This window comes from Variovorax sp. ZS18.2.2 (genome assembly GCF_024701975.1).
In the GTDB taxonomy this organism is placed as follows: domain Bacteria; phylum Pseudomonadota; class Gammaproteobacteria; order Burkholderiales; family Burkholderiaceae_C; genus Variovorax.
Map to the genome: position 1 here is coordinate 606,116 of NZ_JANLNM010000002.1, position 25,037 is coordinate 631,152.

Sequence of the window (25,037 nt, forward strand, 5' to 3'; positions counted from 1 at the left end):
CAAGGCATGAGGAGCAGACGCACATAATTGCCGGAGACATTGCAGCTGAGGTTCGACTTCTCATGAGTACATCACAACCCGCAGGCCACCTGATCGTCGAGTGCCTGATCGCGCAAGGCATGGAGATCGCGTTCGGCGTGCCGGGAGAAAGCTTCCTCGCGGTGCTCGACGGCTTTCATGCGTATGGCGACCGCGCGCGCTTCATCGTGAACCGGCAGGAGGGCGGTGCAGCCTTCATGGCCGAGGCGCACGGCAAGCTCACCGGGCGGCCGGGCGTGTGCTTCGTCACCCGCGGGCCGGGCGCCACCAACGCATCGATCGGCGTGCACAACGCGTTCCAGGACTCGACGCCGATGGTGCTGTTCGTGGGCGACGTCGGCAGCGATTTCCGCGACCGCGAGGCCTTCCAGGAGGTGGACTACGGCAGCTTCTTCGGGCCGAGCACGAAGGGATTCGCCAAGCGCGTGGAGCGCATCGACGATGCGGACCGCATTCCGGAATATGTGGCGCGTGCCTTTGCCACTGCGATGAACGGGCGGCCGGGGCCGGTGGTGCTGGTGTTGCCCGAGGACATGCTGCGTTCGGAGACTTCAGCGCGACCGCTACCGCGTGTTGAGGCGGTGCAGCCGTGGAGCGATCCGGGTGCGCTGCGCACTTTGCGCGAGTTGCTGTTGAAGTCGCGGCAGCCGCTGGTGATCGCGGGCGGTGGTGGCTGGACGACACAGGCTGCGCAGGCGCTGCAGCGCTTTGCCGAGAACTGGCGCTTGCCGGTGACCAACGCCTTTCGCTACCAGGACACGTTCGACAACCACCATCCGCTGTACGCGGGCGACGTCGGCATTGCGATCAACCCCAAGCTCGCGCAGCGCGTGAAGGATGCAGACCTGATCCTCGCGATCGGCCCGCGCCTCGGCGAGATGACGACCGGTGGCTACACGCTGCTCGAAGCGCCGAAGGCGAAGCAGACACTGGTGCACATCCATTCGAGTGCGGAAGAACTCAACCGCGTCTACCAGGCCGATCTGGCGATCAATGCCGGCATGAGCGCCGCGGCGCGCAGCCTCGAGGTGCTGAGCGCGCCGCCCACCTTGCCCTGGGAAGAATGGACCGAGCAGGCGCATGCGGACTACGACGCTAACCTCGTGCCGCAGGCGCTGGCCGGCATGCCGGCGGAGACCCCGCGTGGCCCGGTCGACATGGCTGCGGTCGTCGCGCTGCTGCAGAAGCACCTGCCGCCGGATGCGGCCATTACCAACGGCGCCGGCAACTTCGCGAGCTGGGTGCATCGCTACTTCCGCTATCACGGGCTCGCCAAGGGGCACAAGACGCAGCTGGCGCCGACCAGCGGCGCGATGGGGTACGGCGTGCCGGCCGGCATCGCAGCGAACCTGGCGACTGGGCGCGTGGCCTTCACGATCGCGGGCGATGGCGATTTCCTGATGACGGGGCAGGAACTGGCGACGGCCTCGCAGCATGGCGGCAAGAGCATCGTCGTGCTGCTCAACAACGGCATGTTCGGCACGATCCGCATGCACCAGGAGCGCGAGTACCCGGAGCGCACCAGCGGGACCGCGCTGCGCAACCCGGATTTCTGCGGGCTCGCTCGCGCGTACGGCTATGCGGCCGAGCGGGTGACGGAGACGGGGCAGTTCGAAGCCGCGCTGCTGCGTGCGCTGGCAGCCGACACGGGGACGCTGATCGAGATTCCGCTGGACCCCGAGTTGATCACCACGCGCGGGACGCTGGCGTCGATCACGCGCGCGGCGAAGCAGGCGCGGAGCTGAGCGCCGCGCGATGACGGGCCACCTCGTCGCGCAACGTGGGCGAGCGCAACTCGAACACGTCGAACAGGCCCAGTGCCTCGAGGGCGGGCAGCAGGTCGATCAGGTCGCGCTCGGCGGCCTGCTTTGCTTCGGCGGTTGCGCTTGGGTCCTGAAGCAGCTGCGCGTTGACGAGGAAGGCGCCGACCGATCCCTTGCGCAACTGGAGTCCGTTCCTGATGACGAAGTCCTGGCCGTCGGGCAATACATCCTGGGCTTGCATGAGCGTTCCTTTGAAGGCGTTGTGAAGATGGACTCGATGCTAGGCAGCAGGGCGCTCTGTGGCTTGCGGCGCGGGGCCAATCGATACCTCCGGCGGGCCAGGCATGGCGGCTGAGGCACCGGTCAGGCTCTGGATCACCGCTTACGAGGCGCCGCGGGTCACGGGCTACCACGCGCACGAGACGGGGCAGTTGTTCGCTTTGCGCGAGGGGCTGCAGGTCATCGAGACGCTATCGGGGCGTTGGGTGCAGCCGCCGGGCTGGATCGGGTGGATTGCGCCGCGCTGCGCGCATGCGGCGCAGAGCTTTGGCGCCACGGCAGGCTGGAGCCTGCACATCGATCCGACGATGGCGGCTGGCTTGCCTGGCGGGCCGCATGTGTTTGCGACGACGCCGCTGATGCAGGCGGTGGTGGATCGGCTGACATCGCTCGACGCATCGTCGAGCGCCTTCGAGGAACGCCGCGCGCGTCTTGTGGCTGTGTTGCTCGACGAGCTCGCCGCGAGCGCCAGGCCGTCGCTGCATCTGCCGATGCCGCAGGACAAGCGCTTGGCCGCAATGGCCACTGCGTTGGCGAACGATCCCGCGATGCCCGACACCATCGACCAGTGGGCCGGTCGCATCGGTATGGCGCGCAGGACGCTCACACGTCGCTTTGCGGTCGAGACCGGATTGAGCTTCGCGCAATGGCGGCAGCAGTCGCGCCTGCTGAAGGCCGTCGAACTGCTGAGCCTTGGCGAGGCGGTGACGACGGTGGCGCTGACGATTGGCTACAGCTCGGTGAGCGCATTCATCGAGACCTTCCGCAAGAACTTCGGCTGCACGCCAGCGCGTTTCTTCGAGGAGGGCATGGCCTTGCCGCAGGCGAAAAAAAAGCCGGCGTGAGCCGGCTTTTCGATTCAGGAGCGCAAGGCCCCTGAGCGCTTACTTGACGTGCTTGCCGATCAGCGCGGCCAGTTCGAACATCGACACTTGCGCCTTGCCGAAGATTTCCTTCAGCTTTGCGTCGGCGTTGATGTTGCGCTTGTTGGCCTTGTCTTGAAGGTTGTTCTTCTTGATGTAGTCCCACAGCTTGCTCACGACAGCGGTGCGCGGCAGAGGCGTCGAGCCGACCACGGCAGCGAGTGCCGGGCTGGGGGTCAGGGCCTTCATGAACGCAGCGTTGGGGGTGCGCTTCTTGGCGGGAGCTGCCTTCTTTGCAGGAGCAGCCTTCTTCGCCGGTGCGGCCTTCTTCGCGGGAGCAGCAGCCTTCTTTGCAGGAGCAGCCTTCTTCGCCGGTGCAGCCTTCTTTGCAGGAGCCGCAGCCTTCTTTGCGGGAGCGGCCTTCTTTGCCGGAGCTTTCTTGGCCGGAGCCTTCTTTGCAGTTGCCATGGTTGATTTCCTTTTTTGGTTGAACATTCACCAATGAAAAACTTGCGTCTCCAGTGGCAATGCGGATGCTAAAGGAGAAAAAACGCGTTTCCAAGGGAAAAAACGGTTTTTTCATTGGGAGTTGTTGTTTTTTCAGAGGAGAGAAGCCTCGTTTTTCACGTTCGACGCCCAGGCCAGGTCGCGAGCACCACGCCTGCGAGTGCAAGCGCGAATGCAATCAGCTGTGGCTCGGAGAGGTTTTCACCGAGTACGAGGACGCCCACGAGGGCCGCGCTGACGGGCAACATCACCGCGAAAACACCGGCCTGCGCTGCGGGAACGTGGCGAAGGCCCGTCATCCAGAGCCACACCGTCCAGATGCTCGCCGCGAGCGCGTAGGCCACCAGAAGGGCCCACATGCCGCCGTGCACCGCGCCAAAGTCGAACGACAACGCGAACCAGATGCCCAAGGGTGTCGAGAGCACGAAGCCCCAGAGGTTGATGAGCGACGCGATGCGCTTCGGTCCGACCCGGCCGGTGAGCGACTTGCCGATCACCACATACGCGGCCTCGCAGAGCTCCGCGCAGAACACCAGCAGGTTGCCGAGCCACGGCATCGACGACTTTGCTGCACCGGATGAAGCCGGTGCATGCGCGGGGCTGAGTGCCAGCAAGCTGATGCCGAATGCAGCGCAGGCGATGGCCAGGCCGATGCGTACCGTGATGCGCTCGCGCAGAAAGAGCCAACTCGCCACCGCGACCATCGCGGGGATCGACGCCATGATCACGCCCGCCGACACCGCGCTCGTCATGCTCACGCCGAAGAGCATGCAGATCGAGAACAGGAAGTTGCCGAGGAACGATTCGAGGAAGACGAGCCAGCGCGTGTGCGTCGTCATCGGTGGTTCGTCGGCGCCACGCTTGAGCCAGTGGGGCATGGCGAGTGCTGCGATGCCGAAGCGCAGCCATGCGAGCAGCAGCACCGGGAAGGCCGCGACAAGGGGCTTGGAGAGGGCGACGTAGGCGCCGACGAGCGACATGCTCAGGGCGAGGCAGCCATAGGCCACGAGGCGGCCGGAAGCGGGGGCAGCGGAGTTCAATAGACTGAAGTTCTTGTTGTTGCGGAAGAAGGCGGATTCGATGATGCCCCACGTTTTTGTCTACGGCACGCTGCGCCGGCTTGGCCGCAACGACATCGCGCGCTATCGGCCAGCGCCCGTGTTCGTCGAAGAGGCAAGCATTGCCGGGACGTTGTACGACCTTGGTGCCTATCCAGGCATCGCGCTCGGCGGGGTGGGGCGCGTGAAGGGCGAGATCTATCGCGTCGAGCCCGCGGTCGAGGCGGCGCTCGATCTGCTGGAAGAAGTGGCCGAGGACGATTCGGGCGAGTACATCAAGCGCGAGGTTCGCGTGGCGGTTGGTGCGCAGTGGCTCGATTGCCTGGTCTACGAGATCCATCCTTCGCGGATTGCGGGCCGTCCGGTGATCAGTGGCGGCGATTGGATCGCCCATGCCGCGCAGAAATCGCTGACGTTTTCACCACCGAGAGATTGATTGCACATCGTGGAAGGCGTGACTGTTGCGGCGCAATATTTTTTCTCAATATGAGAAAAATAATTTCGCATTGAGAGATATATCCATAAGTTGTTGATTTTATTGATTGAAAAATATGTCTTCTATAAGACATAAGAGTCTCGGATCGAATTACAGTTGATCCCAAGGCCGCAGCGCCCAACCGCTTTCAACCCTTCAATCAACCTCACGGAGTGACCATGCCCCAGACCCTCACCGAACAACTGAGCCGCGAACAGCAGATTGCCGCCCTCGAAAAAGACTGGGCCACCAATCCGCGCTGGAAGGGCATCAAGCGCGGCTACAGCGCTGCCGACGTCGTGCGCCTTCGCGGCTCCTTCCCCATCGAGCACACGCTGGCTCGCCGCGGCGCCGAGAAGCTCTGGGACCTGGTGAACAACGAGCCCTACGTCAACTGCCTCGGCGCGCTCACCGGCGGCCAGGCGATGCAGCAGGTCAAGGCCGGCGTGAAGGCCATCTACCTGTCGGGCTGGCAAGTTGCCGCCGACAACAACAGCTACGCCTCGATGTACCCCGACCAGTCGCTGTACCCAGTGGACTCGGTGCCGACCGTGGTCGAGCGCATCAACAACACCTTCCGCCGCGCCGACGAGATCCAGTGGTCCAAGAACGTGAACCCCGGCGACAAGGGCTACGTCGACTACTTCGCGCCCATCGTGGCCGATGCCGAAGCCGGTTTCGGTGGCGTGCTGAACGGCTTCGAACTGATGAAGGCCATGATCAAGGCCGGCGCCGGCGGCGTGCACTTCGAAGACCAGCTCGCTTCGGTCAAGAAGTGCGGCCACATGGGTGGCAAGGTGCTCGTGCCCACCACCGAGGCGGTGCAGAAGCTCATCGCGGCCCGCATGGCGGCCGACGTCTGCGGCACCCCGACGCTCGTGATCGCCCGCACCGATGCGGAAGCGGCCGACCTCATCACCAGCGATTACGACGAGAACGACAAGCCCTTCCTGACCGGTGAGCGCACCGCCGAAGGCTTCTACAAGACCAAGAAGGGCATGGACCAGGCCATCAGCCGCGCCGTCGCCTACGCCTACTACGCCGACCTAGTGTGGTGCGAAACCGGCACGCCCGACCTCGAGTTCGCCCGCAAGTTCGCCGAAGCCGTGCACAAGGTGCACCCCGGCAAGATGCTGGCCTACAACTGCTCGCCGTCGTTCAACTGGAAGAAGAACCTCGACGACGCCACCATTGCCAAGTTCCAGAAGGAACTGGGCGCCATGGGCTACAAGTACCAGTTCATCACGCTGGCCGGCATCCACTCGATGTGGTTCAACATGTTCGACCTGGCACAGGACTACGTGGCGCGTGGCATGTCGGCCTATGTCGAGAAGGTGCAGGAGCCTGAATTCGCGGCGCGCGACCGTGGCTACACCTTCGTGTCGCACCAGCAGGAAGTGGGCACGGGTTACTTCGACGAAGTGACCACCGTGATCCAGGGCGGCAAGTCCAGCGTCACAGCGCTGACCGGCTCGACCGAAGAAGAGCAGTTCCACTGATCTGCCGACCCAGATCTTTCGCTGTCACTTTCAAGCCCGGCCATGCGCCGGGCTTTTTTGCGCGCGGCCCGGCGAGGCGCAGGGGCTCGAGAACGTGGGCGCCACGGCCCGGGCGGGCAGAAGTTAGAATCGTCGTCTCTGCACTCAACAAGAGCGAGAAAGGCACCTTGGTTATGACACCGCGAACTACTCCGCAAGGATTCAGCGGCTTTTTCTTCTTCGACGCGATCGAAGGAAAGAGCCGGTAGCCCGCGCTCGCTGGTTTCTTCCAGCTCCCAACCAAGCAAAGCGCGGCATCCACCGCGCTTTTTTGTTTTCTCCCGAGGTTTCACATGATCCAGATCACGCTCCCCGACAACTCGCGCCGCGAGTTCCCTGGCCCGGTTTCGGTGGCCGAAGTGGCTCAGTCCATCGGTCCCGGCCTCGCCAAGATGACGGTGGCCGGCAAGGTCGACGGCCGGCTCGTCGACGCCAGCGACGTCATCGACCACGACGCCAAGCTCCAGATCATCACGCCCAAGGACGACGAAGGCCTCGAGATCATTCGCCACTCGACGGCCCACCTGGTCGGCCATGCGGTCAAGCAGCTCTACCCGACGGCCAAGATGGTGATCGGTCCGGTGATCGACGAGGGCTTCTACTACGACATCTCCTACGAACGCCCCTTCACGCCCGAGGACATGGCCGCGATCGAGGCGCGCATGCGCGAGTTGATTGCGCAGGACTACGACGTCGTCAAGAAGATGACGCCGCGTGCCGAGGTGATCGAGGTCTTCAAGTCGCGTGGCGAGGACTACAAGCTGCGCCTCGTCGAAGACATGCCCGACGAGCAGGCGATGGGCCTCTACTACCACCAGGAATACGTCGACATGTGCCGCGGCCCGCACGTGCCGAACACGCGCTTCCTGAAGGTCTTCAAACTCACGAAGCTGGCCGGTGCCTACTGGCGCGGCGACGCCAAGAACGAGCAGCTGCAACGCATCTACGGCACGGCATGGGCCGACAAGAAGCAGCTCGACCAGTACATCCAGCGCATCGAGGAAGCCGAAAAGCGCGACCACCGCAAGCTCGGCAAGGAGCTCGACCTGTTCCACATTGATGAAGTGGCGCCGGGTGTGGTGTTTTGGCACCCGAAGGGCTGGGCGTTGTGGCAGGCGGTGGAGCAGTACATGCGCGGCATCTACCGCGACACGGGTTACTGGGAAGTGAAGGGCCCGCAGATCCTCGACAAGAGCCTGTGGGAGAAAACGGGCCATTGGCAGAACTACCGCGACAACATGTTCACGACGGAGTCGGAGAAGCGCGAATACGCGTTGAAGCCGATGAACTGTCCGGGCCACGTGCTGATCTTCAAGAGCGATCTGCGCAGCTATCGTGATCTGCCTCTGCGCTACGGCGAGTTCGGCCAGTGCCACCGCAACGAACCCAGCGGCGCGCTGCACGGGATCATGCGTGTGCGCGGCTTCACGCAGGACGACGGGCACATCTTCTGCACGGAAGACCAGATCCTCGACGAATGCATCGCCTACACGGAGCAGTTGCAGAAGGTCTACGCCGACTTCGGCTTCACGGACATCCTCTACAAGGTTGCCACGCGGCCCGAGAACCGCGTCGGTTCCGACGAGCTGTGGGACAAGGCCGAGCATGCGGTGATGGAGTCGCTGCGCCGCTCGGGCGTCGACTTCATCATCTCGCCCGGCGATGGCGCTTTCTACGGCCCCAAGATCGAATACACGCTGCGCGACGCGATCGGCCGCCAGTGGCAGTGCGGCACGATGCAGGTCGACTTCAACACGGCCGAGCGCTTGGGCGGTGAGTACGTGACCGAATCGAGCGGCCGCGCGCACCCCGTGATGTTGCATCGAGCCATCGTGGGCAGCCTGGAGCGCTTCATCGGCATGCTGATCGAACACCACTCCGGCGCGATGCCTGCATGGCTCGCTCCGGTACAGGTGGCGGTGCTCAATATCAGCGAAGGGCAGGCCGATTACGCTGCGCAAGTTGCGAAAACGCTGCAAAATCAAGGGCTTAGGGTTCAGCTGGACCTGCACAACGAGAAGATTACGTATAAAATACGGAAGCATTCGTTGCAAAAGCTCCCTTACATCCTCGTCGTGGGCGACAAGGAAAAGGAAGCAGGTGCCGTCGCAGTGCGCGCCCGGGGCAATCAAGACCTCGGAGCAATGTCCCTCGAATCGTTCGTGCAACGGCTCGTCCAGGATATTGCCGACAAGCGTTGATTTGTCTCTGAAACACCCCATATGTTTCCCAGCCAAATCGTGCCGCTTGTCCGCGAGGACTGACCGGCGTTCGCTACAGATTTTGTAGCAAATTTTGAAGGATTCTGACCATCGCTACTGCATTTCGCGACCGCCGCCACCGCGAGGAACGCCAACACCGCCTGAACCGGGAAATCATGGCCCCGGAAGTCCGCCTTGTAGGCCCGGAAAACGAGCCAATGGGTGTTATGAGTCTCTCGGAGGCCTTGCGCCTTGCTGGCGAGGCCGATGTGGATCTGGTGGAGGTCGTCGCGGCGGCCAATCCGCCGGTATGTCGCCTGATCGAGTACGGCAAGTTCAAGTACCACGAGCAGAAAAAAGCGGCCGAGGCGAAGTCAAAGCAGAAGGTCATCGAGGTCAAGGAAATCAAGTTCCGGCCCGGTACCGACGATGGTGACTACAACATCAAGATGCGCAACATCAGGCGCTTTCTTGAAGACGGCGACAAATGCAAGATCACGCTGCGCTTTCGCGGTCGCGAGATCACGCACCAGGAGCTCGGTCTGGCACTCTTGCAGCGCATTCGTGATGAGCTGGGCGACCTGATCATGGTCGAGCAGTTCCCGAAGCTGGAAGGCCGGCAGATGATCATGATGATCGCGCCGGGCCGCAAGAAGGCCGGCGGCGGTGCTCCCAAACCGGCAGCAGACGCTGCGCCGGCAACGGCGCCCGCGGCAACCGCCTGAGGCGTTTGCAGCAGACGAGGTTTTGAAGGGATTTCGCTGTTGCCGGCACTTTGAAAGAAGTGCAGGCAGCGGCGGGATAAAGAAGTGTCTCGGGGCCAACAAGTTCATGGAGCATCCATGGCGCCTCACGAGCACAAACTAAAGGAGCATTCACATGCCCAAAATGAAGACCAAGAGCAGCGCGAAAAAACGTTTCCGCGTTCGTCCCGGTGGCACCGTCAAGCGCGGTCAAGCCTTCAAGCGTCACATCTTGACGAAGAAGACCACCAAGAACAAGCGTCACCTCCGTGGTGCAGTCGCAGTGCATGAGACCAACATGGTTTCTGTCGCCGCCATGCTGCCCGGCCGTGGCATTTAACTCAGACGAACAAGGAGTACACACATGCCTCGCGTCAAACGTGGTGTAACGGCTCGCGCCCGCCACAAGAAAGTTCTCGCACTCGCCAAGGGTTTCCGCGGTCGCCGCGGCAATGTCTTCCGCGTCGCCAAACAGGCGGTGATGAAGGCAGGCCAATACGCCTACCGTGACCGCCGTACCAAGAAGCGCGTGTTCCGTCAGCTGTGGATCGCGCGTATCAACGCCGCCTCGCGTGAACTGGGCCTGACCTACAGCCAGTTCGCCAACGGCATCCGCAAGGCCGGTATCGAGATCGACCGCAAGATGCTTGCGGACATCGCCGTGCACGACAAGGCCGCTTTTGCCGGCATCGTGGAGCAGGTCAAGGCCAAGCTGGCTGCTTGATTCTGCACAGCAGGGGTGCTGCCTCCGGGCAGCTTCCTGCGCCCACGGCTCAAGGGCTGGCGCTTGAAAAGGCTCCAGCTCTTTTTTATTTCCCCTCGAAGATTTTTGTTGCCATGAACGAGTTGGACTCCCTCGCAGCCACCGCCCGCGCCGCCTTCGCCGAAGCGAGAACGCCCGCCGAGCTCGAAAACGCCAAGGCCCAGTTCCTCGGCAAGTCGGGCCGCATCACCGAGTTGATGAAGGGCATGGCCGCGCTGAGTGTCGAAGAGAAGAAGTCCCGCGGCGCCGCGATCAACGTCGCCAAGCAGGCCATCGAGTCCGCACTGACCGATCGCCGCCAGCAACTGGCCGACGAGGAACTCTCCCAGCAACTGCGTGCCGAAGCGCTCGATGTGAGCCTGCCCGGCCGTCGCCGCATCCCCGGTGGCCTGCACCCCGTGAGCCGCACCCTGGAGCGCATCGAGGAGATCTTCTCGAGCATGGGCTTCGACGTGGCCGACGGTCCGGAGATCGAGAGCGACTGGCACAGCTTCACCTCGCTCAACAACCCGCCGAACCATCCTGCGCGATCGATGCAGGACACCTTCTACGTCGACCTCAACGGCGACGACGGCATCCCCTACAACCTGCGTCCGCACACCAGCCCGATGCAGGTGCGCTACGCGCATCAGCACATCAAGAAGTACGCGGCCGAATTCGCCGCGGCCGCAGCCGACACCACCGGCACCGTGAAAGCGCCCGAGATCCGCGTGATCGCCCCCGGCCGCACCTATCGCGTCGACAGCGACGCCACCCACTCGCCCATGTTCCACCAGTGCGAAGGTCTCTGGCTCGGCGAGAACGTGAGCTTCAAGGACCTGAAGGTTGTCTTCACCGACTTCTGCCGCACCTTCTTCGAGCGCGACGACCTCGTGCTGCGCTTCCGCCCGAGCTTCTTTCCGTTCACCGAGCCGAGCGCCGAGATCGACATCCAGTTCGCGAGCGGACCGCTGGCCGGCCGCTGGCTCGAGGTGTCGGGTTCGGGCCAGGTGCATCCGAACGTGGTGCGCAACATGGGGCTCGACCCCGAGCGCTACATCGGCTTCGCCTTCGGCATGGGCCCCGACCGGCTCACGATGCTGCGCTACGGCGTGAACGACCTGCGCCTCTTCTTCGACGGCGACCTGCGTTTTCTCTCGCAGTTCCAGTAAGCACCCATCCCCAGAAAAACCAGATCGAGATCGAAGAGATGCAATTCCCGGAATCCTGGCTGCGCGAGTTCTGCAACCCGCCCCTCGACAGCGCCACATTGGCCGAAACGCTCACCATGGGCGGCTTCGAGGTCGAAGAGCGCCGACCGGTGGCGCCGCCTTTCACGCGCATCGTGGTCGGCGAAATCAAGGAAGCCGAGCAGCACCCGAATGCCGATCGCCTGCGCGTGTGCCAGGTCGATGTGGGGCAGGGCGCCTTGCTCAACATCGTGTGCGGCGCGCCCAATGCGCGCGTCGGCATCAAGGTGCCTTGCGCGCTCGTTGGCGCCGAACTGCCGCCGGGTGAAGACGGCCAGCCGTTCCTCATCAAGCTGGGCAAGCTGCGCGGCGTCGAGAGCCAGGGCATGCTGTGCTCGGCGCGCGAACTGAAGCTGAGCGAAGACCACGGCGGCTTGTTGGAGCTCGATGCCGATGCGCCCATCGGCGTGGACGTGCGCGACGTGCTCAAGCTCGACGACGCGCTGCTGACCCTCAAGCTCACGCCCAATCTGGCGCACGGCCTCAGCGTCTACGGTGTCGCGCGCGAACTCGCGGCACTCACCGGCGCGCCGCTCAAGACGCCGACGATCGCGCCCGTGGCCACTTCGTTCAACGACGTGCTTCCGGTCAAGGTCGAAGCGCCCGAACTCTGCGGTCGTTTCTCCGGCCGCATCGTGCGCGGTGTGAACACCAAGGTCACCACGCCCGCCTGGATGGTCGAGCGCCTCGCGCGCTGCGGCCAGCGCAGCGTGACGCCGCTGGTCGACATCTCGAACTACGTGATGTTCGAGTACGGCCAGCCCAGCCACATCTTCGACCTCGACAAGATCCACGGCGGCCTCACGGTGCGCTGGGGCAAGGCGGGCGAACAACTCAAGCTGCTGAACGGCACCACGATCACCGTCGACGACAAGGTCGGCGTGATCGCCGACGACCGCGAAGTCGAGTCGCTGGCCGGCATCATGGGCGGCGATGCGACCTCGGTGTCCGACGACACCCGCAACATCTACGTCGAGGCCGCGTTCTGGTGGCCCGAGGCTGTGCAGGGCCGTTCGCGCCGTTTCAACTTCTCGACCGATGCGGGCCACCGCTACGAGCGCGGTGTCGATCCGAGCCGGAGCGTCGAGATCATCGAGCGCATCACGCAACTGATCATCGAGATCTGCGGCGGCGAAGCCGGCAAGATGGACGATCAGACGCTGAACGTGCCGGCCGCCGTGCCCGTCACGCTGCGCGTGGCGCGCGCAGCGCGTGTGATCGGCATGCCATTGACGCAGGCGCAATGCGCCGATGCGCTCAACCGCCTCGGCTTCGCCATCACCGAAGGCGAAGACACGTTGACTGTGACCCCGCCGCCGCATCGCTTCGACCTGCTGATCGAGGAAGATCTGATCGAAGAAGTCGCACGCCTGATCGGCTTCAACAACCTGCCGACCACCGCACCGCTCGCGCCCATCACCGCTCGCGTGCGGCCCGAGGCGCAGCGCAGCCGCTTCGCGGTGCGTCGCAGCATCGCGGCGCTCGGCTACCAGGAAACCATCAACTTCAGCTTTGTCGAAGCGCATTGGGAGCAGGACCTCGCCGGCAATGCCAATCCCGTCAAGCTGCTGAACCCCATTGCCAGCCAGATGAGCGTGATGCGCTCCTCGCTGCTCGGCTCGCTGCTGCAGGTGCTGAAGTTCAACCTTGACCGCAAGGCGCCGCGTGTGCGCGTGTTCGAACTGGGCCGCGTGTTCATGCGCGACGACAGTGTGGTCACGACCGACAGCACCGTGCGTGGTGTGAATCAGCCGATGCGCGTGGCAGGTCTCGCCTGGGGCGACGCTGATGAAGCGCGCTGGGACGGCAAGGCGCATCGCGTCGATTTCTACGACGTCAAGGGCGACGTCGAAGCGCTGCTCGCACCGCTGGTGCCGAGCTTCGAGCCGGCCGAGCATCCCGCCTTGCACCCTGGTCGCTCGGCCCGCGTGTCGATCGACGGCAAGGCCATCGGCTTCGTCGGCGAGTTGCATCCGCGCTGGCGCCAGAAGTGGGACTTCGCGCAGGCGCCCGTGCTGTTCGAGCTCGACCTCGATGCCGTCACCGCGCGCCTCGTGCCCGTGGCGCAGCCTGTGCCCAAGCACCAGGCCGTCGAGCGCGACATCGCGGTCGTGGTCGCCGAGGCAGTCACGCACGATGCGCTGATGCAAGCCATCCGCGCCACCGCGGCCGCACAGGGCCTGCTGCGCGATGCGACGTTGTTCGACATCTACCGTCCGCAGCCGCTGCAGGGCGGTGCGGTCGCAGCACCCGGCGCGCTGGCGCAGGGCGAGAAGAGCATGGCGGTGCGCCTGAGCTTCCAGAGCGACAGCGCCACCTTGACGGACGAGCAGGTCGAGCCTGCGGTCCGTGCAATCGTCGAACAACTGGGCGCCAAGGTCGGCGGCCGCTTGAGAGGATGAAGATGAACGCTGCCGAATTCACGCTCGAGGCGCTCGAAACGCCGGCGCTCACCAAGGCGCATTTGGCCGATCTGCTGTTCGAGCAGATCGGCCTCAACAAGCGCGAGTCCAAGGACATGGTCGAGGCGTTCTTCGAGCTCGTGGCCAGCAGCCTGATCGAAGGCACGGACGTGAAGATTTCGGGCTTCGGCAACTTCCAGATTCGCGTGAAGGCGCCGCGGCCCGGTCGCAATCCGCGCACCGGCGAAGCCATTCCGATCGGCGAACGTCGCGTTGCCACGTTCCATGCGAGCGCCAAGCTCAAGGAACAGATTCACGGAAGCATCGAGCAGGGCGGCTCATCCGAAGTCGAGTGGAGCCTGGGCACCGAATAGTGCTTGGTGCTCGGCGGTTGCGTAGAGTAATCTCTCCGGTTTCCCGCGCACCGTCTTGATTTCAATGGAAATAATGGAGAAAGCGCTCCCGCCGATTCCTGTCAAACGCTACTTCACCATCGGTGAAGTCGGCGAACTCTGCGGCGTCAAGCCCCACGTGCTGCGCTACTGGGAGCAAGAGTTCACGCAGCTGCGGCCCATGAAGCGCCGCGGCAACCGTCGCTACTACCAGCACCACGAGGTGCTCATGATCCGCCGCATCCGCGACCTGCTCTACGACCAGGGCTTCACGATCAGCGGCGCGCGCAACAAGCTGCAAGAACTCGTGCAAGGCGAGCGCGATCGCCGCAAGGCCGGCGAAGTGCCGCTCGAAGGCATGGAAGCGATCGAGATCGACCAGGAAGAATTCGATGCCGCCGTTGTGCAGGACAGCCCCGATTCGGCTGCGCCGCGCACGGTCGACCTGTCGCAGTTGTTGCACCTTCGCCGCGAGCTTTTTGAAATTCGTGAGCTCCTGACCGTCGGACGCTGATTTCAGCCGGCTATAATTGCAGGCTTCGGTGTGTGGCGCAGCCTGGTAGCGCACTTGCATGGGGTGCAAGGGGTCGAAGGTTCGAATCCTTTCACACCGACCAAAACGTCAGTCAGATCAACGGGTCAGAGCCACAAGCTCTGACCCGTTTTTCTTTGCGCGAAGGAATGGAACCAGTCCTGGAACCACCTGCTCCCCGCTGGGGCGCGATCCGCGACGCCGATGGCCACGTGACCGGGGCCGTGGGCATCAGCGGCGACATGCCCGATCAGGACGAGGCCTGCGCGGTCTTCGCCATCGGCGCGATTGGGTTGCGGTTGCGCGCCGACGGCGGCTGATCCGACGCCGTGACCGGCGCGCCGGTGTTCTCCACCCAGCCACCGCCCAGCGTCTTATAGAAGGTGACGAGGTTGGTCAGGCGCGACAGGCGCGTGGTGATGAGGTTCTGCTGCGCGGTGTAGAGCGAGCGCTGCGAATCCAGCACGCTCAGGTAGCTGTCGACGCCGCGCCGGAAGCGCGCGTCCGAGAGCCGGTAGCTCTCTGCCGTTGCATTCACCAGCGACTGCTGCGCATCGAGCTGGCGGCCCAGCGTGCTGCGTTGCGCCAGTGCGTCCGACACTTCGCGGAATGCCGTCTGGATCGCCTTCTCGTACTGCGCCACCGAGATGTCGCGGCTCACGGTCGCGATCTTCAGGTTCGCGCGGTTGGCGCCGCCATCGAAGATCGGCAGCGTGATCTGCGGCGCGAAGCTCCAACTGCCCGAGCCGCCCTTGAACAGACCCGAGAGCTGGCTGCTCGACGTGCCGGCCGACGCCGTGAGGCTGATGCTCGGATAGAAGGCCGCGCGCGCCGCACCGATGTACGCGTTGGCGGCTTTCAGGCCGCGCTCGGCCTGCAGGATGTCGGGCCGGCGCTGCAGCAGCTCCGAGGGCAGTCCCGGCGGAATGGTGGCCAGCGGGCTTGCGGCCGCCGCCGCGCCATCGGGCAGCGACTGCGGCAGCAGATCGTCCGGCACTTCGGCACCGACGAGCAGCACGAGCGCATTGCGGTCCTGCGCCACCTGCGAGGTGTAGCGCTCGACGTCGACGCGCGCGGTGTCGACGCTGGTCTGCGCCTGGCTCAGCGTGAGCGCCGACGCCACGCCCAGTTCGAAGCTGCGCTGGTTGAGGCCGTAGGAGTCGCTCTGGCTGCGCAGGGTGTCGCGCGCGAGCTTCAACTGGTCCTGGTCGGCGGCGAGCGTGAGGTAGCTGGTCGCCACCTCGGCGACGAGAGTGATCTGCGTGCTGCGGCGCGCCTCGGCCGTGGAGAAGAACTGCTCCAGCGCCTGCGCGCTCAGGCTTCGCACGCGGCCGAACAGGTCGATCTCGTACGAGCTGAACCCTAGCGACGCGCTGTACTGCCGCGCTGTGAGCGCTTCGCCCGTTGACGACAGATCGGCCGGCGTGCGGCTGCCGCTGCCGCCGGCACTGGCGTTGACGGTGGGGAACAGCGCCGCGTCCTGCACCCGGTACTGGGCGCGGGCCTTCTCGATGTTGAGCACCGCCACGCGCAGGTCGCGGTTGTTGGCAAGGCTCATCTCGATCACGCGCTGCAGCGACGGATCGGTGAAGACGTCGTGCCAGCCGAGGTCGGCCACCGGCGTGGAGGCCGGGGCATTGCCCGTGTCGCCGGCGAATCTGCCGGCCACGGGCGCCGCGGGCTGCTGGTAGGCGGGCATCAGGCTGCAGCCGGCCATCAAGGCGGCGAGTGCGAGGGGGGCGAATCGGAACGTGTTCATGGAAGGCTCCTCAGGAAGCGGCCGCAGCCGGTTGCGCGTGCGAGGTCGGCGAGGGCGATGCGGTGGACCGCCCCTTGAAGAGGCCGCGCACCAGCACGAAGAAAAGAGGCACGAAGAAGATGGCGAGCAGCGTGCCCGACAGCATGCCGCCGATCACGGCCGTGCCCAGCGCATGCTGCGCGCCGGCCCCGGCACCGGTGCCCAGCACCATCGGCAGCACGCCGAGCACGAAGGCCAGCGATGTCATGAGGATGGGCCGAAGCCGCATGCGCGCCGCCTCCAGCGCCGACTCGACCAGGCTCTTGCCCTGCGCATGCAGGTCCTTCGCGAACTCGACGATCAGGATGGCGTTCTTCGACGCGAGGCCAATGGTCGTGAGCAGGCCGACCTGGAAGTACACGTCGTTCATCTTCCACGTCAAGATCGCGCCGATCAGCGCGCCTAGCACGCCGAGCGGCACCACCAGGATCACCGAGAACGGAATCGCCCAGCTCTCGTACAGCGCCGCGAGGCAGAGGAACACGATCAGGATCGACAACGCATAGAGCAGGCCGGTCTGGCCGCTCGATGCCTTCTCCTGGCGCGACAGGCCGGTCCATTCGTAGCCGATGCCCGCAGGCAACTTCGCGACCGCCTCCTCGACGATGGCCAGCGCCTCGCCGCTGGAGGCGCTGCCCGGCTTGGCCATGCCCAGGATTTCCACCGAGGGCACGCCGTTGTAGCGCTCCAGCCGCGGCGAGCCCGACATCCAGCTCGCTTTCGAGAACGAGGTGAAGGGCACCATGGTGCCGGCGCTGTTGCGCACGTACCAGCGGTCGATGTCCTCCGGCAGCATGCGGAACGGCGCGTCGGCCTGCAGCAGCACCTTCTTCACGCGGCCCTGGTCGATGAAGTCGTTGACGTAGCTGCTGCCCCAGGCGGTGGAGAAGGTGTCGTTGATGTCGGCCATGGAGAGGCCCTGCGCCTGTGCCCTGTGTGGATCGATGTCGAGTCTGAACTCGGGCGTGTCCTCCTGGCCGTTGGGTCGCACGGCCACCAGCCGCGGGTCCTTGGCGAGCGTGCCGAGCAGCTGGTTGCGCGCCTGCATCAGCGCCTCGTGGCCGAGGTTGGCGCGGTCCTGCAGCATCAGGTCGAAGCCGGTCGCGTTGCCGAGTTCCGACACGGCCGGTGGCGCGAAGGCGAACACCTTGGCGTCGCGCAGCGTCGCGAAGAACGCGGCGGCCTTGCCCCCCACGCCGGTCACGCTCAATGCTTCGCCCTTGCGCTCGTCCCAGGGCTTGAGCTTGATGAAGGCGAAGCCGGTGTTCTGCCCGCCGCCAGCGAAGCTGAAGCCCGCCACCGTGAAGAGGCCCGAGACCGCGTCCTTCTGGTCGACCAGGAAGTGGTGCTCGACCTGGCGGATCACCTCGTCCGTGCGCGCATTGGTGGCGCCCGGCGGCAGCTGGATCAGCGCGAACATGGTGCCCTGGTCTTCGTCCGGCAGGAAGCCGACCGGCAGCTTCATGAAGCCGACCACCACCACGGCCAGCAGCACCGCGTACAGGGCCATGTAGCGCCAGCCCTTGCCCACCATGTGCCGCACGATGCCCTGGTAGCGGTGGTTGCCGCGGTCGAAGTTGCGGTTGAACCAGCCGAAGAAGCCGGTGGTGGCCATCGCGTGGTCCTTGTCGACCGGCTTGAGCAGCGTGGCGCAGAGCGCGGGCGTGAGCACCAGCGCCACCAGCACCGACAGCGTCATCGCCGAGACGATGGTGATGGAGAACTGCCGGTAGATCACGCCGGTGGAGCCGCTGAAGAAGGCCATCGGCACGAACACCGCCGCGAGCACCAGCGCCACGCCAACCAGCGCCCCCGTGATCTGGTCCATCGACTTGCGCGTGGCTTCCTTGGGCGAGAGTCCTTCGTCGGCCATCACGCGCTCGACGTTCTCGACCACCACGATCGCATCGTCGACCAGGAGGCCGATGGCCAGCACCATCGCGAACATCGTCAGCGTATTGATCGTGAAGCCGAAGGCCGCGAGCACACCGAAGGTGCCCAGCAGCACCACCGGCACCGCGATGGTCGGGATCAGCGTGGCGCGGAAGTTCTGCAGGAAGAGGTACATCACCAGGAACACCAGGACGACGGCTTCGATCAGCGTCTTGACAACCTCCTCGATCGAAATGCGCACGAAGGGCGTGGTGTCGTAGGGCTTCTGCACCTTCATGCCCGGCGGGAAGAACTTCGCGAGTTCCGCGACGCGGGCGTCGATGCCCTTGACCGTGTCGAGCGCGTTGGCACCCGTGGCCAGCTTGATGGCCAGGCCCGCGGCCGGCTTGCCGTTGTAGCGCCCGACCGTGTTGTACGACTCGCTGCCGCGCTCGATGCGGGCCACGTCGCGCAGGCGAACCTGCGAGCCATCGGTCTGCGTGCGCAGCAGGATGTCTTCGAACTCCTGTGCGGTCTTCAGGCGTGTCTGCGTGGTGATGGTGGCGTTGAGCTGCTGATTGTTTGCAGCAGGCATGCCGCCGAGCTGGCCGGCGGAAACCTGCGCGTTCTGCGCCGTGATCGCGTTCTTCACGTCCAGCGGCGTGAGGCTGAAGTTGGAGAGCTTGTTCGGGTCGATCCACACGCGCATGGCGTACTGCGAACCGAAGAGCGTGGTGTCGCCCACGCCCTCGACGCGGCTGATCGGGTCCTGCACGTTGGCCGCCACGTAGTCGGACAGGTCGGCACCGTTCATGCTGCCGTCTTCGGAGGTGAAGGCCAGCACGTTCAGGTAGTTGGAGGCCGACTTCGTGACGGTGACACCCTGCTGCTGCACCTCTTGCGGCAGCAGCGGCGTGGCGAGCGAGAGCTTGTTCTGCACCTGCACCTGCGCGGTGTCGGGGTCGGTGCCGTTCTCGAAGGTGAGCGTGATGGTGACCGAGCCCGACGACTCGCTGGTCGAGGCCATGTAGCTCAGCCGGTCCAGCCCCTTCATCTTCTGCTCGATGACCTGGGTGACGGTGTCTTCGAGCGTCTTGGCGGAAGCGCCGGGGTAGTTGGCGGTGATGGCGACGGCGGGCGGCGCGATGCTCGGGTACTGCGCGATCGGCAGCGTGGCGATGGACATGACGCCGCCCAGCATCACGATGATGGCGAGGACCCACGCGAAGATGGGGCGGTCGATGAAGAAGCGTGCCATGGTGGTCTTCCTGGATCAGTCCGCCGTGGTGCCGGGCGAGGGGAGGGCGGCCTTGGCCGGCGTTTCGGTGCCGGCCTTGGGCTTGGGGTTCCACTGCACCGTTTTCACCTCGACGCCTGGCGCCGCGCGCTGCATGCCATCCACCACCAACTGGTCGCCGGCCTGCAGGCCGCTGCGCACCAGCCATTGGTCGCCGACGGTGCGTTCCGTTTCGAGCACGCGCCGCTGCAGCTTGTGCTGGGCGTCCACGATGTAGGCCGTGGGCTTGCCGGTGCTGTCGCGCGACACCGCCTGCTGCGGCACCATGAGTGCCTGCTCTTTCACGCCTTCCTGCAGCACGGCGCGCACGTACATGCCGGGCAGCAGGTACGCATTGGGGTTGGGGAACACCGCGCGCAGCGTGATGGCGCCGGTGTTCTGGTCGACGGTGACGTCCGAGAACTCGAGCTTGCCTTCGAGCGGATAGGCGCTCCCGTCTTCCAGCAGCAGCCGCACCTTCGCGGCGTTGGCGCCGCTCTTTTGCAGATCGCCGCGCGCCATGGCCTGCTTCAGCTGAAGCATCGCCGCGCTGGATTGCGTCACGTCGACATAGATCGGATCGAGCTGCTGGATGGTGGCCAGCGCGGTTGTCTGGCTGGCCGTGACCAGCGCACCGGGCGTGACCGTCGACTTGCCGATGCGCCCCGAGATCGGCGCATCGATGCGCGCATAGGCGAGGTTGATGCGGCTTGTCTCCACGTTGGCCCGCGCCGATGCGACGTCGGCTTCGCCTTGTCCGAGCGAGGCGGCGGCGTCGTCGTAGTCCTGCTGACTCACGGCCTTGATGGCGACCAGTTCCTTGTAGCGCTCGGCCTTCAGCCGCGTGGTCGTGAGGCTGGCCTGCGCCTTGGCGAGCGCGGCGACGTTGCTGTCGTAGGTTGCCTTGTAGGTGGCGGGATCGATCTGGTAGAGCGTTTCGCCGGCCTTCACGTCGCTGCCTTCGCGGAACTGGCGGGCCTTCACGATGCCGCCGACCTGGGGCCGCACATCGGCGATGAGGAAGGGTGTTGTGCGCCCGGGCAGCTCGGTCGTGATGGCCACGCGTTGCGGCTGCACCGACACCACGCCCACTTCGGGCATGCCCTGCGCGGCGGGCGGACCGCCCGGCGGCTTGCCGCAGGCGACGAGCATGAAGGTGGACGCAAGGGCTGCCGTAAAGGTCAGGCCATAGGTGAGAGGTGGACGCATGGCGAATCTCCTGAGGAACGACGAGTGGGTGTGCAGTTTGTCTTGATTAAATAAACCGTACGGTACGGTAATGTATTTTGACTTCCGGAGGTTTGTCAATCAATAATGAACACTCTGGTACAGAAATAAGGAGACACTTAGATGCGAGTAAAAACCGAGGCCAAGCGCGATGCCATCGTCCAGGCGGCGGCGGAAGTCTTCAGGGAACTGGGGTTCGAAGGGGCCTCCATGTCGGAGATCGCCGCGCGTGTGGGCGGATCGAAGGCCACGCTCTACAGCTACTTCGCGTCGAAGGAAGAGTTGTTCATTGCCGTGACGCACGGCACGGCCAAGGTGCACTTCGCGCCGATCTTCGCGGCGCTGGGGCAGGAGAGCGATGACGACATCGAACAGGTGCTGCAACGTTTCGGCGAAAAGATCCTGGCGGTGGTGTGCACGCAGGAGGCCATCCAGGCGCGCAGGGCCGTGATCGCGGAATCCGGCCGCAGCGACATCGGACGGCTGTTCTTCGAGGGCGGGCCCAGGAAGGGCCTGACCGAACTGGCGGCATTCCTGGAGCGGCAGATGCACAAGGGCCGGCTGCGCAAGGCCGATCCGATGGTGGCGGCGCGCCACCTCATGGCATTGGTGGAGTCAGAGACGGTCGCGCCGTGCCTGCTGGGCGTCGAAGGGCTGTTGCCCCGAAAGGAATTGCGCGAGGCGATGCGCCGTGCGCTGCAGACTTTTCTCGGCGGCTATGCGGCCGAAGGCAAGAAGGCCAAGTGAGCTGCTCAAACTCGAAGTGTTGACCTGTATCTCTCGGATACCCTTCCGGCAGATCTGAGTGGAACGGCGGGACGTTCCTTGCAAAAATGGCCATTCAGTGGTGTCGCCCGCGGCGTGCGGAGGCGGCATGGTCTCGGCCAAGCCATCCAGTTCCTTCTGCAGGCGCTGTTCAGCGTGGTCATCCAGCTCTAGCCAATGCGGGTTTTTGGCACTACCGCTGCAGCACTGCCACCGCATCCGTGACGCGCGCATAGCGCTTCACGGCCGCCAGATAGGCCTTGAAACTCGCGATCACGCGGGCACTCATTTCGTCGCGACGCGCGTCTTCCTCGAGCAGTTCCGCGGTCACGCGCTGCAGCGCCTTGGTCACCGCAGGCGGAAAGGTGCGCACCACCGTGCCGGCGCGTTCCAACTCCGCCAGCGCCATTGCGTTGCGGTACTGGGCCTTGGCAATGGATCGCATCGATACCGCCGCCGACGCCTGTCGCACGATCTGCTGCAGGTCGGGCGGCAGGGCCTCGAAGCGCTGCTTGTTCACGAACAGGTGCATCGACACATCGGGTTCGTGCCAGGGTCCGTAGTAGAAGGGCGCGTACTTGCCCACGCCCAGCGGCTGATCGACCCAGGGGCCGATGATGTCTGCGGCATTGATGGTGCCGTTCTGGAACGCGGCGGTGATCTGCCCGAAGCCCACCTCCAGCGACTTCGCGCCGAACCGCCCCAGCACGCGCGCGGGCAGACCCGCCATGCGGATGCGGAGGTTGCGAAAGTCGTTCACCGACTTGATCTCGTGCGCATACCAGCCGCCCATCTGCACGTTGGTGTTGCCGCAGATCATGGGAACCACCCCCAGCGGCTCGAGGATGGCCTCGAACAGTGCGGCGCCGCCGCCTTCGTTCATCCAGCCATGGTTCTCGACGGCGGTGAGGCCGAAGGGCACGGCGGTGAAGTAGTCGATGGCGGGAATGTCGCCCGCGTAGTAGTGCGCCGTGGCGTGCGCCGCGTCGTAGCGGCCCTCGCGTACCAGCTTCATGAGGCCCGCGGGGCCGCCGTTCTTCGAGGGGTCGTCGATCTCGAAGCCGAGCCGGCCGTTCGACATGGCACCGACGGTGCGCGCAAAGTCCTGCACGGCATCGCCGACCAATGGAAAGCCGAGCGGCGTGACGGTGGCGAGCCGCCAGACGATCCTGTCGGTTCCCTGCGCAAGGGAGGGGGCTGCGGCCGTGCCGAGCGCACCGGCCGTGACCATGAGCGTGCGGCGCGTGAATCGTTGGGTGTCGTGGGCCATGTCTCGCTGTCTTTCTTGAGGTGCCTCTGCGGGCAGCGCGTGGCGCGGTGCCGATGCGCACCGCAGCTTAAGTAGACCGGCGCCATCGACCTATCGATGGCGTGCGCGTTACACATAGATCGCGCCGATAGTGGTCCGACAGGGGCTTGGCCTTCGCGTGGGGAGCGCGCCAATGACTTCGATCGACTTCAGGTGATAGGCCTCCGCGGCCGCGCGCGCAGCCTTCGGGTCTCGCGCGCGAATGGCATCGACCAGCGCCTGGCGCTGCCCTGCCATTGGCTGTGCCGTCTTTTTCCAACCGGCCAGCGTTGCGCCCGAAAGCTCGGTCGTGAGGTCGACCTGCGCCTTGGTGAGGAACCGGCAGAGGACCGCAAGGAGACGGTCGCGCCCTGTGGACTTTCCTCGGCGGCTATGCGGCCGAAGGCAAGAAGGCGAAGTGATCCGCTCAGGCCACGGTGGGCGGCTCCACCAGGTCGTGTCGGGCGCCGATCATCACCGCCAGGACCTGGCATTGCTCGTCGAATGGATTGCTCCAGGCGTGGATCGCGCCGCACTGGATCAGCGTGTCACCCGCGTTCAGCCGCACGCTCGCGCCGTCGTCGAGCTCGCACACGCAGCTTCCCTTGACGACGTAGACCGTGTCGATCGTGGCGGTGCGGTGCAGTTCGCCTTTTCCCGGTGCGGCATGTTCGGCCCGGGTCTGGGGTTCCATCAGCGTATGCAAATAGCGCAAGCCGCCGATCGGGGGAAAGAACCAGTCGACATCCGGGCGCTCGCCGGCATCGGGGAAGTGCGGGTTTTCTGCCGCCCACACGTCATGGATGGACCAGTCGGCCCTGCCCGGCACCGGCTGGGCCTGCAGCTCTACGTCGCTGACGACGACCGCGCGGCCGTCCTTGTTGTGTGCCGTCACTACGCGTCTCATGGCCATAATCATTTCTCCAGTGGGTTGATCGAAAGTTGATGCCCGGAGTTTGGCCAGCCCTGCATCATTCGAGAAATTCAGTCTCGACATACGACGTATCCAAACAATGAATCCCAAACGGATCGACTTGAACCTGCTGGTGTCGCTGGAGGCGCTGATCCGCGAGGCCAACGTGAGCCATGCGGCCGCCCGGCTGAACCTGAGCCAACCCGCGCTGTCGGCACAGCTCAAGAAGTTGCGCGAGATGTTCGATGACCCGCTGCTCGTGCCCGCCGATTCCGGGCGCGGCATGGTGGCCACCGCGCGGGCGATCGCGTTGACCGCACCTCTGCACGATGCGCTCCACACGTTGCGCACGCTGGTCGAAAGCCGAACGCTCTTCGATCCGGGCACGGCGCAACGCGTCTTTCGCATTGCCGCGAACGACAACGCCGTGGTCGTGGTCGGGTTGCCGCTGATGCAGCGCGTGGCCACCTGGACGAATCCGAACCTGCAGGTGGCTTTCGTGCGGCCCGATGCAGGGCTGATCGCAGACCAGCTCGAACAAGGAACGATCGATCTCGTCATCGGCTCGGAACGCATGGTTCCGTCGATTGCAAAAGCGCGCAAGCTTTTTGACGAGCGCTTCGTGATGGTTCAGCGCCGGGGTCATCCCCGCGGCCACGGACCGCTCGACCTCGATGCCTACTGCGCGCTGCGGCACGTGCTCGTCTCTTCGAGCGGCGGCAGTTTTCAGGGCTTGGTGGATGAGCATCTGCAGCAACTGGGTCGGCGCCGCGACGTGGTGACCTCGGTCGAGCAATTCCTTCTCGTTCCCGCGTTGCTGGAATCCAGCGATCACGTCTGCACCTTGCCCAGCCGCGTCGCGGCCCGTTTCGCTCCGGCGTTGGACAGCTTCGAACTGCCATTCGAGATGGCCGGCTCTTCGCTGTACGCCGCCTGGCACCCGAGCCGCCATGCCGATGCCGGCGTGGTCTGGCTGCGAGGGTTGCTTGCCGAAGTGCAGGGCGCCGATTGATTTGAGCGACTGAAGCGGCACCGCTGTCTTGCGCGACGTGTCCCAAACCGATAGCAGGGCGTCCCGGAATGACAATCGACTTTCCCCTTGATCCCTAGAGTC

22 protein-coding genes and 1 tRNA gene are annotated in these 25,037 nt (G+C 64.9%); 15 read left to right on the forward strand and 8 right to left on the reverse strand.

Annotation, left to right across the window (positions count from 1 at the left end):
- Positions 1-62 precede the first annotated feature (62 nt).
- A complete protein-coding gene (locus tag NU688_RS13300; protein ID WP_257861098.1) occupies positions 63-1,784 on the forward strand; it encodes a thiamine pyrophosphate-binding protein in 1,722 nt (573 codons plus the stop codon).
- Here the strand turns inward: NU688_RS13300 and NU688_RS13305 are convergent.
- On the reverse strand, positions 1,753-2,043 hold the full coding sequence (locus tag NU688_RS13305; protein WP_257861099.1) for a hypothetical protein: 291 nt from the start codon (positions 2,041-2,043) through the stop codon (positions 1,753-1,755). The genes NU688_RS13300 and NU688_RS13305 overlap by 32 nt on opposite strands.
- A gap of 103 nt (positions 2,044-2,146) precedes the next feature.
- Here NU688_RS13305 and NU688_RS13310 point away from each other — a divergent pair, with 103 nt between their 5' ends.
- Positions 2,147-2,926 (forward strand): helix-turn-helix domain-containing protein, encoded by a 780-nt coding sequence (locus NU688_RS13310; protein ID WP_257861100.1) that lies wholly within the window; start codon positions 2,147-2,149, stop codon positions 2,924-2,926.
- Positions 2,927-2,965: 39 nt separating this feature from the next.
- Here NU688_RS13310 and NU688_RS13315 read toward each other — a convergent pair whose 3' ends face one another.
- The gene (locus NU688_RS13315; RefSeq protein WP_257861102.1) at positions 2,966-3,412 is read right to left on the reverse strand and encodes an SWIB/MDM2 domain-containing protein; all 447 of its coding nucleotides are present in this window, start codon (positions 3,410-3,412) and stop codon (positions 2,966-2,968) included.
- A 155-nt stretch (positions 3,413-3,567) separates the two neighbouring features.
- Positions 3,568-4,491, reverse strand: a complete 924-nt coding sequence (locus NU688_RS13320) for a DMT family transporter (protein ID WP_257861103.1) — start codon at positions 4,489-4,491, stop codon at positions 3,568-3,570.
- A gap of 40 nt (positions 4,492-4,531) precedes the next feature.
- Here NU688_RS13320 and NU688_RS13325 point away from each other — a divergent pair, with 40 nt between their 5' ends.
- The 11 genes from NU688_RS13325 to NU688_RS13375 all read left to right on the forward strand — a co-directional run bounded on the left by NU688_RS13325 (position 4,532) and on the right by NU688_RS13375 (position 14,869).
- A complete protein-coding gene (locus NU688_RS13325) occupies positions 4,532-4,945 on the forward strand; it encodes a gamma-glutamylcyclotransferase (RefSeq protein ID WP_257861104.1) in 414 nt (137 codons plus the stop codon).
- Between the two features lie 218 nt (positions 4,946-5,163).
- A complete protein-coding gene (gene aceA / locus NU688_RS13330; protein ID WP_176656518.1) occupies positions 5,164-6,483 on the forward strand; it encodes an isocitrate lyase in 1,320 nt (439 codons plus the stop codon).
- A gap of 332 nt (positions 6,484-6,815) precedes the next feature.
- A complete protein-coding gene (gene thrS / locus NU688_RS13335) occupies positions 6,816-8,723 on the forward strand; it encodes a threonine--tRNA ligase (protein ID WP_257861106.1) in 1,908 nt (635 codons plus the stop codon).
- A 101-nt stretch (positions 8,724-8,824) separates the two neighbouring features.
- Entirely contained in the window at positions 8,825-9,448 is a 624-nt protein-coding gene (gene infC, locus NU688_RS13340; RefSeq protein ID WP_257861208.1) for a translation initiation factor IF-3, read from the forward strand.
- Between the two features lie 154 nt (positions 9,449-9,602).
- Positions 9,603-9,806 (forward strand): 50S ribosomal protein L35, encoded by a 204-nt coding sequence (gene rpmI / locus NU688_RS13345; protein ID WP_007832497.1) that lies wholly within the window; start codon positions 9,603-9,605, stop codon positions 9,804-9,806.
- A gap of 24 nt (positions 9,807-9,830) precedes the next feature.
- Positions 9,831-10,190, forward strand: a complete 360-nt coding sequence (gene rplT / locus NU688_RS13350) for a 50S ribosomal protein L20 (RefSeq protein WP_007832499.1) — start codon at positions 9,831-9,833, stop codon at positions 10,188-10,190.
- Between the two features lie 113 nt (positions 10,191-10,303).
- Positions 10,304-11,380, forward strand: coding sequence for a phenylalanine--tRNA ligase subunit alpha (gene pheS / locus NU688_RS13355; RefSeq protein WP_257861107.1), 1,077 nt, complete (start codon positions 10,304-10,306; stop codon positions 11,378-11,380).
- Between the two features lie 38 nt (positions 11,381-11,418).
- Entirely contained in the window at positions 11,419-13,860 is a 2,442-nt protein-coding gene (gene pheT / locus NU688_RS13360) for a phenylalanine--tRNA ligase subunit beta (RefSeq protein ID WP_257861108.1), read from the forward strand.
- Positions 13,861-13,862: 2 nt separating this feature from the next.
- Entirely contained in the window at positions 13,863-14,234 is a 372-nt protein-coding gene (locus tag NU688_RS13365; protein WP_257861109.1) for an integration host factor subunit alpha, read from the forward strand.
- A gap of 73 nt (positions 14,235-14,307) precedes the next feature.
- Entirely contained in the window at positions 14,308-14,766 is a 459-nt protein-coding gene (locus NU688_RS13370) for a MerR family transcriptional regulator (RefSeq protein ID WP_257861110.1), read from the forward strand.
- Between the two features lie 26 nt (positions 14,767-14,792).
- Positions 14,793-14,869: transfer RNA gene (locus NU688_RS13375), tRNA-Pro, on the forward strand.
- A 165-nt stretch (positions 14,870-15,034) separates the two neighbouring features.
- Here NU688_RS13375 and adeC read toward each other — a convergent pair.
- The 3 genes from adeC to NU688_RS13390 are packed head-to-tail and all read right to left on the reverse strand — an operon-like array spanning position 15,035 to position 20,939.
- Positions 15,035-16,543, reverse strand: a complete 1,509-nt coding sequence (gene adeC, locus NU688_RS13380) for an AdeC/AdeK/OprM family multidrug efflux complex outer membrane factor (protein WP_257861111.1) — start codon at positions 16,541-16,543, stop codon at positions 15,035-15,037.
- Positions 16,544-16,553: 10 nt separating this feature from the next.
- Positions 16,554-19,712: an efflux RND transporter permease subunit gene (locus NU688_RS13385; RefSeq protein ID WP_257861113.1), complete on the reverse strand. Its 3,159-nt coding sequence runs from the start codon at positions 19,710-19,712 to the stop codon at positions 16,554-16,556.
- A 15-nt stretch (positions 19,713-19,727) separates the two neighbouring features.
- Complete coding sequence (locus NU688_RS13390) at positions 19,728-20,939, reverse strand: efflux RND transporter periplasmic adaptor subunit (protein WP_257861114.1); 1,212 nt, start codon at positions 20,937-20,939, stop codon at positions 19,728-19,730.
- A gap of 141 nt (positions 20,940-21,080) precedes the next feature.
- On the opposite strand from NU688_RS13390, the gene NU688_RS13395 reads away from it, so the two are divergent.
- Positions 21,081-21,704, forward strand: coding sequence for a TetR/AcrR family transcriptional regulator (locus NU688_RS13395; RefSeq protein WP_257861115.1), 624 nt, complete (start codon positions 21,081-21,083; stop codon positions 21,702-21,704).
- A gap of 211 nt (positions 21,705-21,915) precedes the next feature.
- Here NU688_RS13395 and NU688_RS13400 read toward each other — a convergent pair whose 3' ends face one another.
- Together NU688_RS13400 and NU688_RS13405 are read right to left on the reverse strand one after the other, a co-directional pair.
- Positions 21,916-22,992 (reverse strand): TRAP transporter substrate-binding protein, encoded by a 1,077-nt coding sequence (locus NU688_RS13400; RefSeq protein ID WP_257861116.1) that lies wholly within the window; start codon positions 22,990-22,992, stop codon positions 21,916-21,918.
- A gap of 445 nt (positions 22,993-23,437) precedes the next feature.
- Positions 23,438-23,917: a cupin domain-containing protein gene (locus NU688_RS13405; protein ID WP_257861118.1), complete on the reverse strand. Its 480-nt coding sequence runs from the start codon at positions 23,915-23,917 to the stop codon at positions 23,438-23,440.
- A gap of 106 nt (positions 23,918-24,023) precedes the next feature.
- Between NU688_RS13405 and NU688_RS13410 the strand changes: the two genes are divergently transcribed.
- Complete coding sequence (locus NU688_RS13410) at positions 24,024-24,935, forward strand: LysR family transcriptional regulator (RefSeq protein WP_257861119.1); 912 nt, start codon at positions 24,024-24,026, stop codon at positions 24,933-24,935.
- The last annotated feature ends 102 nt before the right edge of the window (positions 24,936-25,037 follow it).

Coding starts and splice junctions, on each gene's coding strand:
- NU688_RS13400 (WP_257861116.1), bottom strand. CDS start 22,992: ATGGCCCACGACACCCAACGATTCACGCGCCGCACGCTCATGGTCACG.
- pheS (WP_257861107.1), top strand. CDS start 10,304: ATGAACGAGTTGGACTCCCTCGCAGCCACCGCCCGCGCCGCCTTCGCC.
- NU688_RS13395 (WP_257861115.1), top strand. CDS start 21,081: ATGCGAGTAAAAACCGAGGCCAAGCGCGATGCCATCGTCCAGGCGGCG.
- NU688_RS13305 (WP_257861099.1), bottom strand. CDS start 2,043: ATGCAAGCCCAGGATGTATTGCCCGACGGCCAGGACTTCGTCATCAGG.
- NU688_RS13390 (WP_257861114.1), bottom strand. CDS start 20,939: ATGCGTCCACCTCTCACCTATGGCCTGACCTTTACGGCAGCCCTTGCG.
- NU688_RS13405 (WP_257861118.1), bottom strand. CDS start 23,917: ATGAGACGCGTAGTGACGGCACACAACAAGGACGGCCGCGCGGTCGTC.
- NU688_RS13315 (WP_257861102.1), bottom strand. CDS start 3,412: ATGGCAACTGCAAAGAAGGCTCCGGCCAAGAAAGCTCCGGCAAAGAAG.
- adeC (WP_257861111.1), bottom strand. CDS start 16,543: ATGAACACGTTCCGATTCGCCCCCCTCGCACTCGCCGCCTTGATGGCC.
- pheT (WP_257861108.1), top strand. CDS start 11,419: ATGCAATTCCCGGAATCCTGGCTGCGCGAGTTCTGCAACCCGCCCCTC.
- NU688_RS13385 (WP_257861113.1), bottom strand. CDS start 19,712: ATGGCACGCTTCTTCATCGACCGCCCCATCTTCGCGTGGGTCCTCGCC.
- NU688_RS13365 (WP_257861109.1), top strand. CDS start 13,863: ATGAACGCTGCCGAATTCACGCTCGAGGCGCTCGAAACGCCGGCGCTC.
- NU688_RS13325 (WP_257861104.1), top strand. CDS start 4,532: ATGATGCCCCACGTTTTTGTCTACGGCACGCTGCGCCGGCTTGGCCGC.
- NU688_RS13370 (WP_257861110.1), top strand. CDS start 14,308: ATGGAGAAAGCGCTCCCGCCGATTCCTGTCAAACGCTACTTCACCATC.
- rpmI (WP_007832497.1), top strand. CDS start 9,603: ATGCCCAAAATGAAGACCAAGAGCAGCGCGAAAAAACGTTTCCGCGTT.
- aceA (WP_176656518.1), top strand. CDS start 5,164: ATGCCCCAGACCCTCACCGAACAACTGAGCCGCGAACAGCAGATTGCC.
- thrS (WP_257861106.1), top strand. CDS start 6,816: ATGATCCAGATCACGCTCCCCGACAACTCGCGCCGCGAGTTCCCTGGC.
- NU688_RS13310 (WP_257861100.1), top strand. CDS start 2,147: ATGGCGGCTGAGGCACCGGTCAGGCTCTGGATCACCGCTTACGAGGCG.
- NU688_RS13410 (WP_257861119.1), top strand. CDS start 24,024: ATGAATCCCAAACGGATCGACTTGAACCTGCTGGTGTCGCTGGAGGCG.
- rplT (WP_007832499.1), top strand. CDS start 9,831: ATGCCTCGCGTCAAACGTGGTGTAACGGCTCGCGCCCGCCACAAGAAA.
- NU688_RS13300 (WP_257861098.1), top strand. CDS start 63: ATGAGTACATCACAACCCGCAGGCCACCTGATCGTCGAGTGCCTGATC.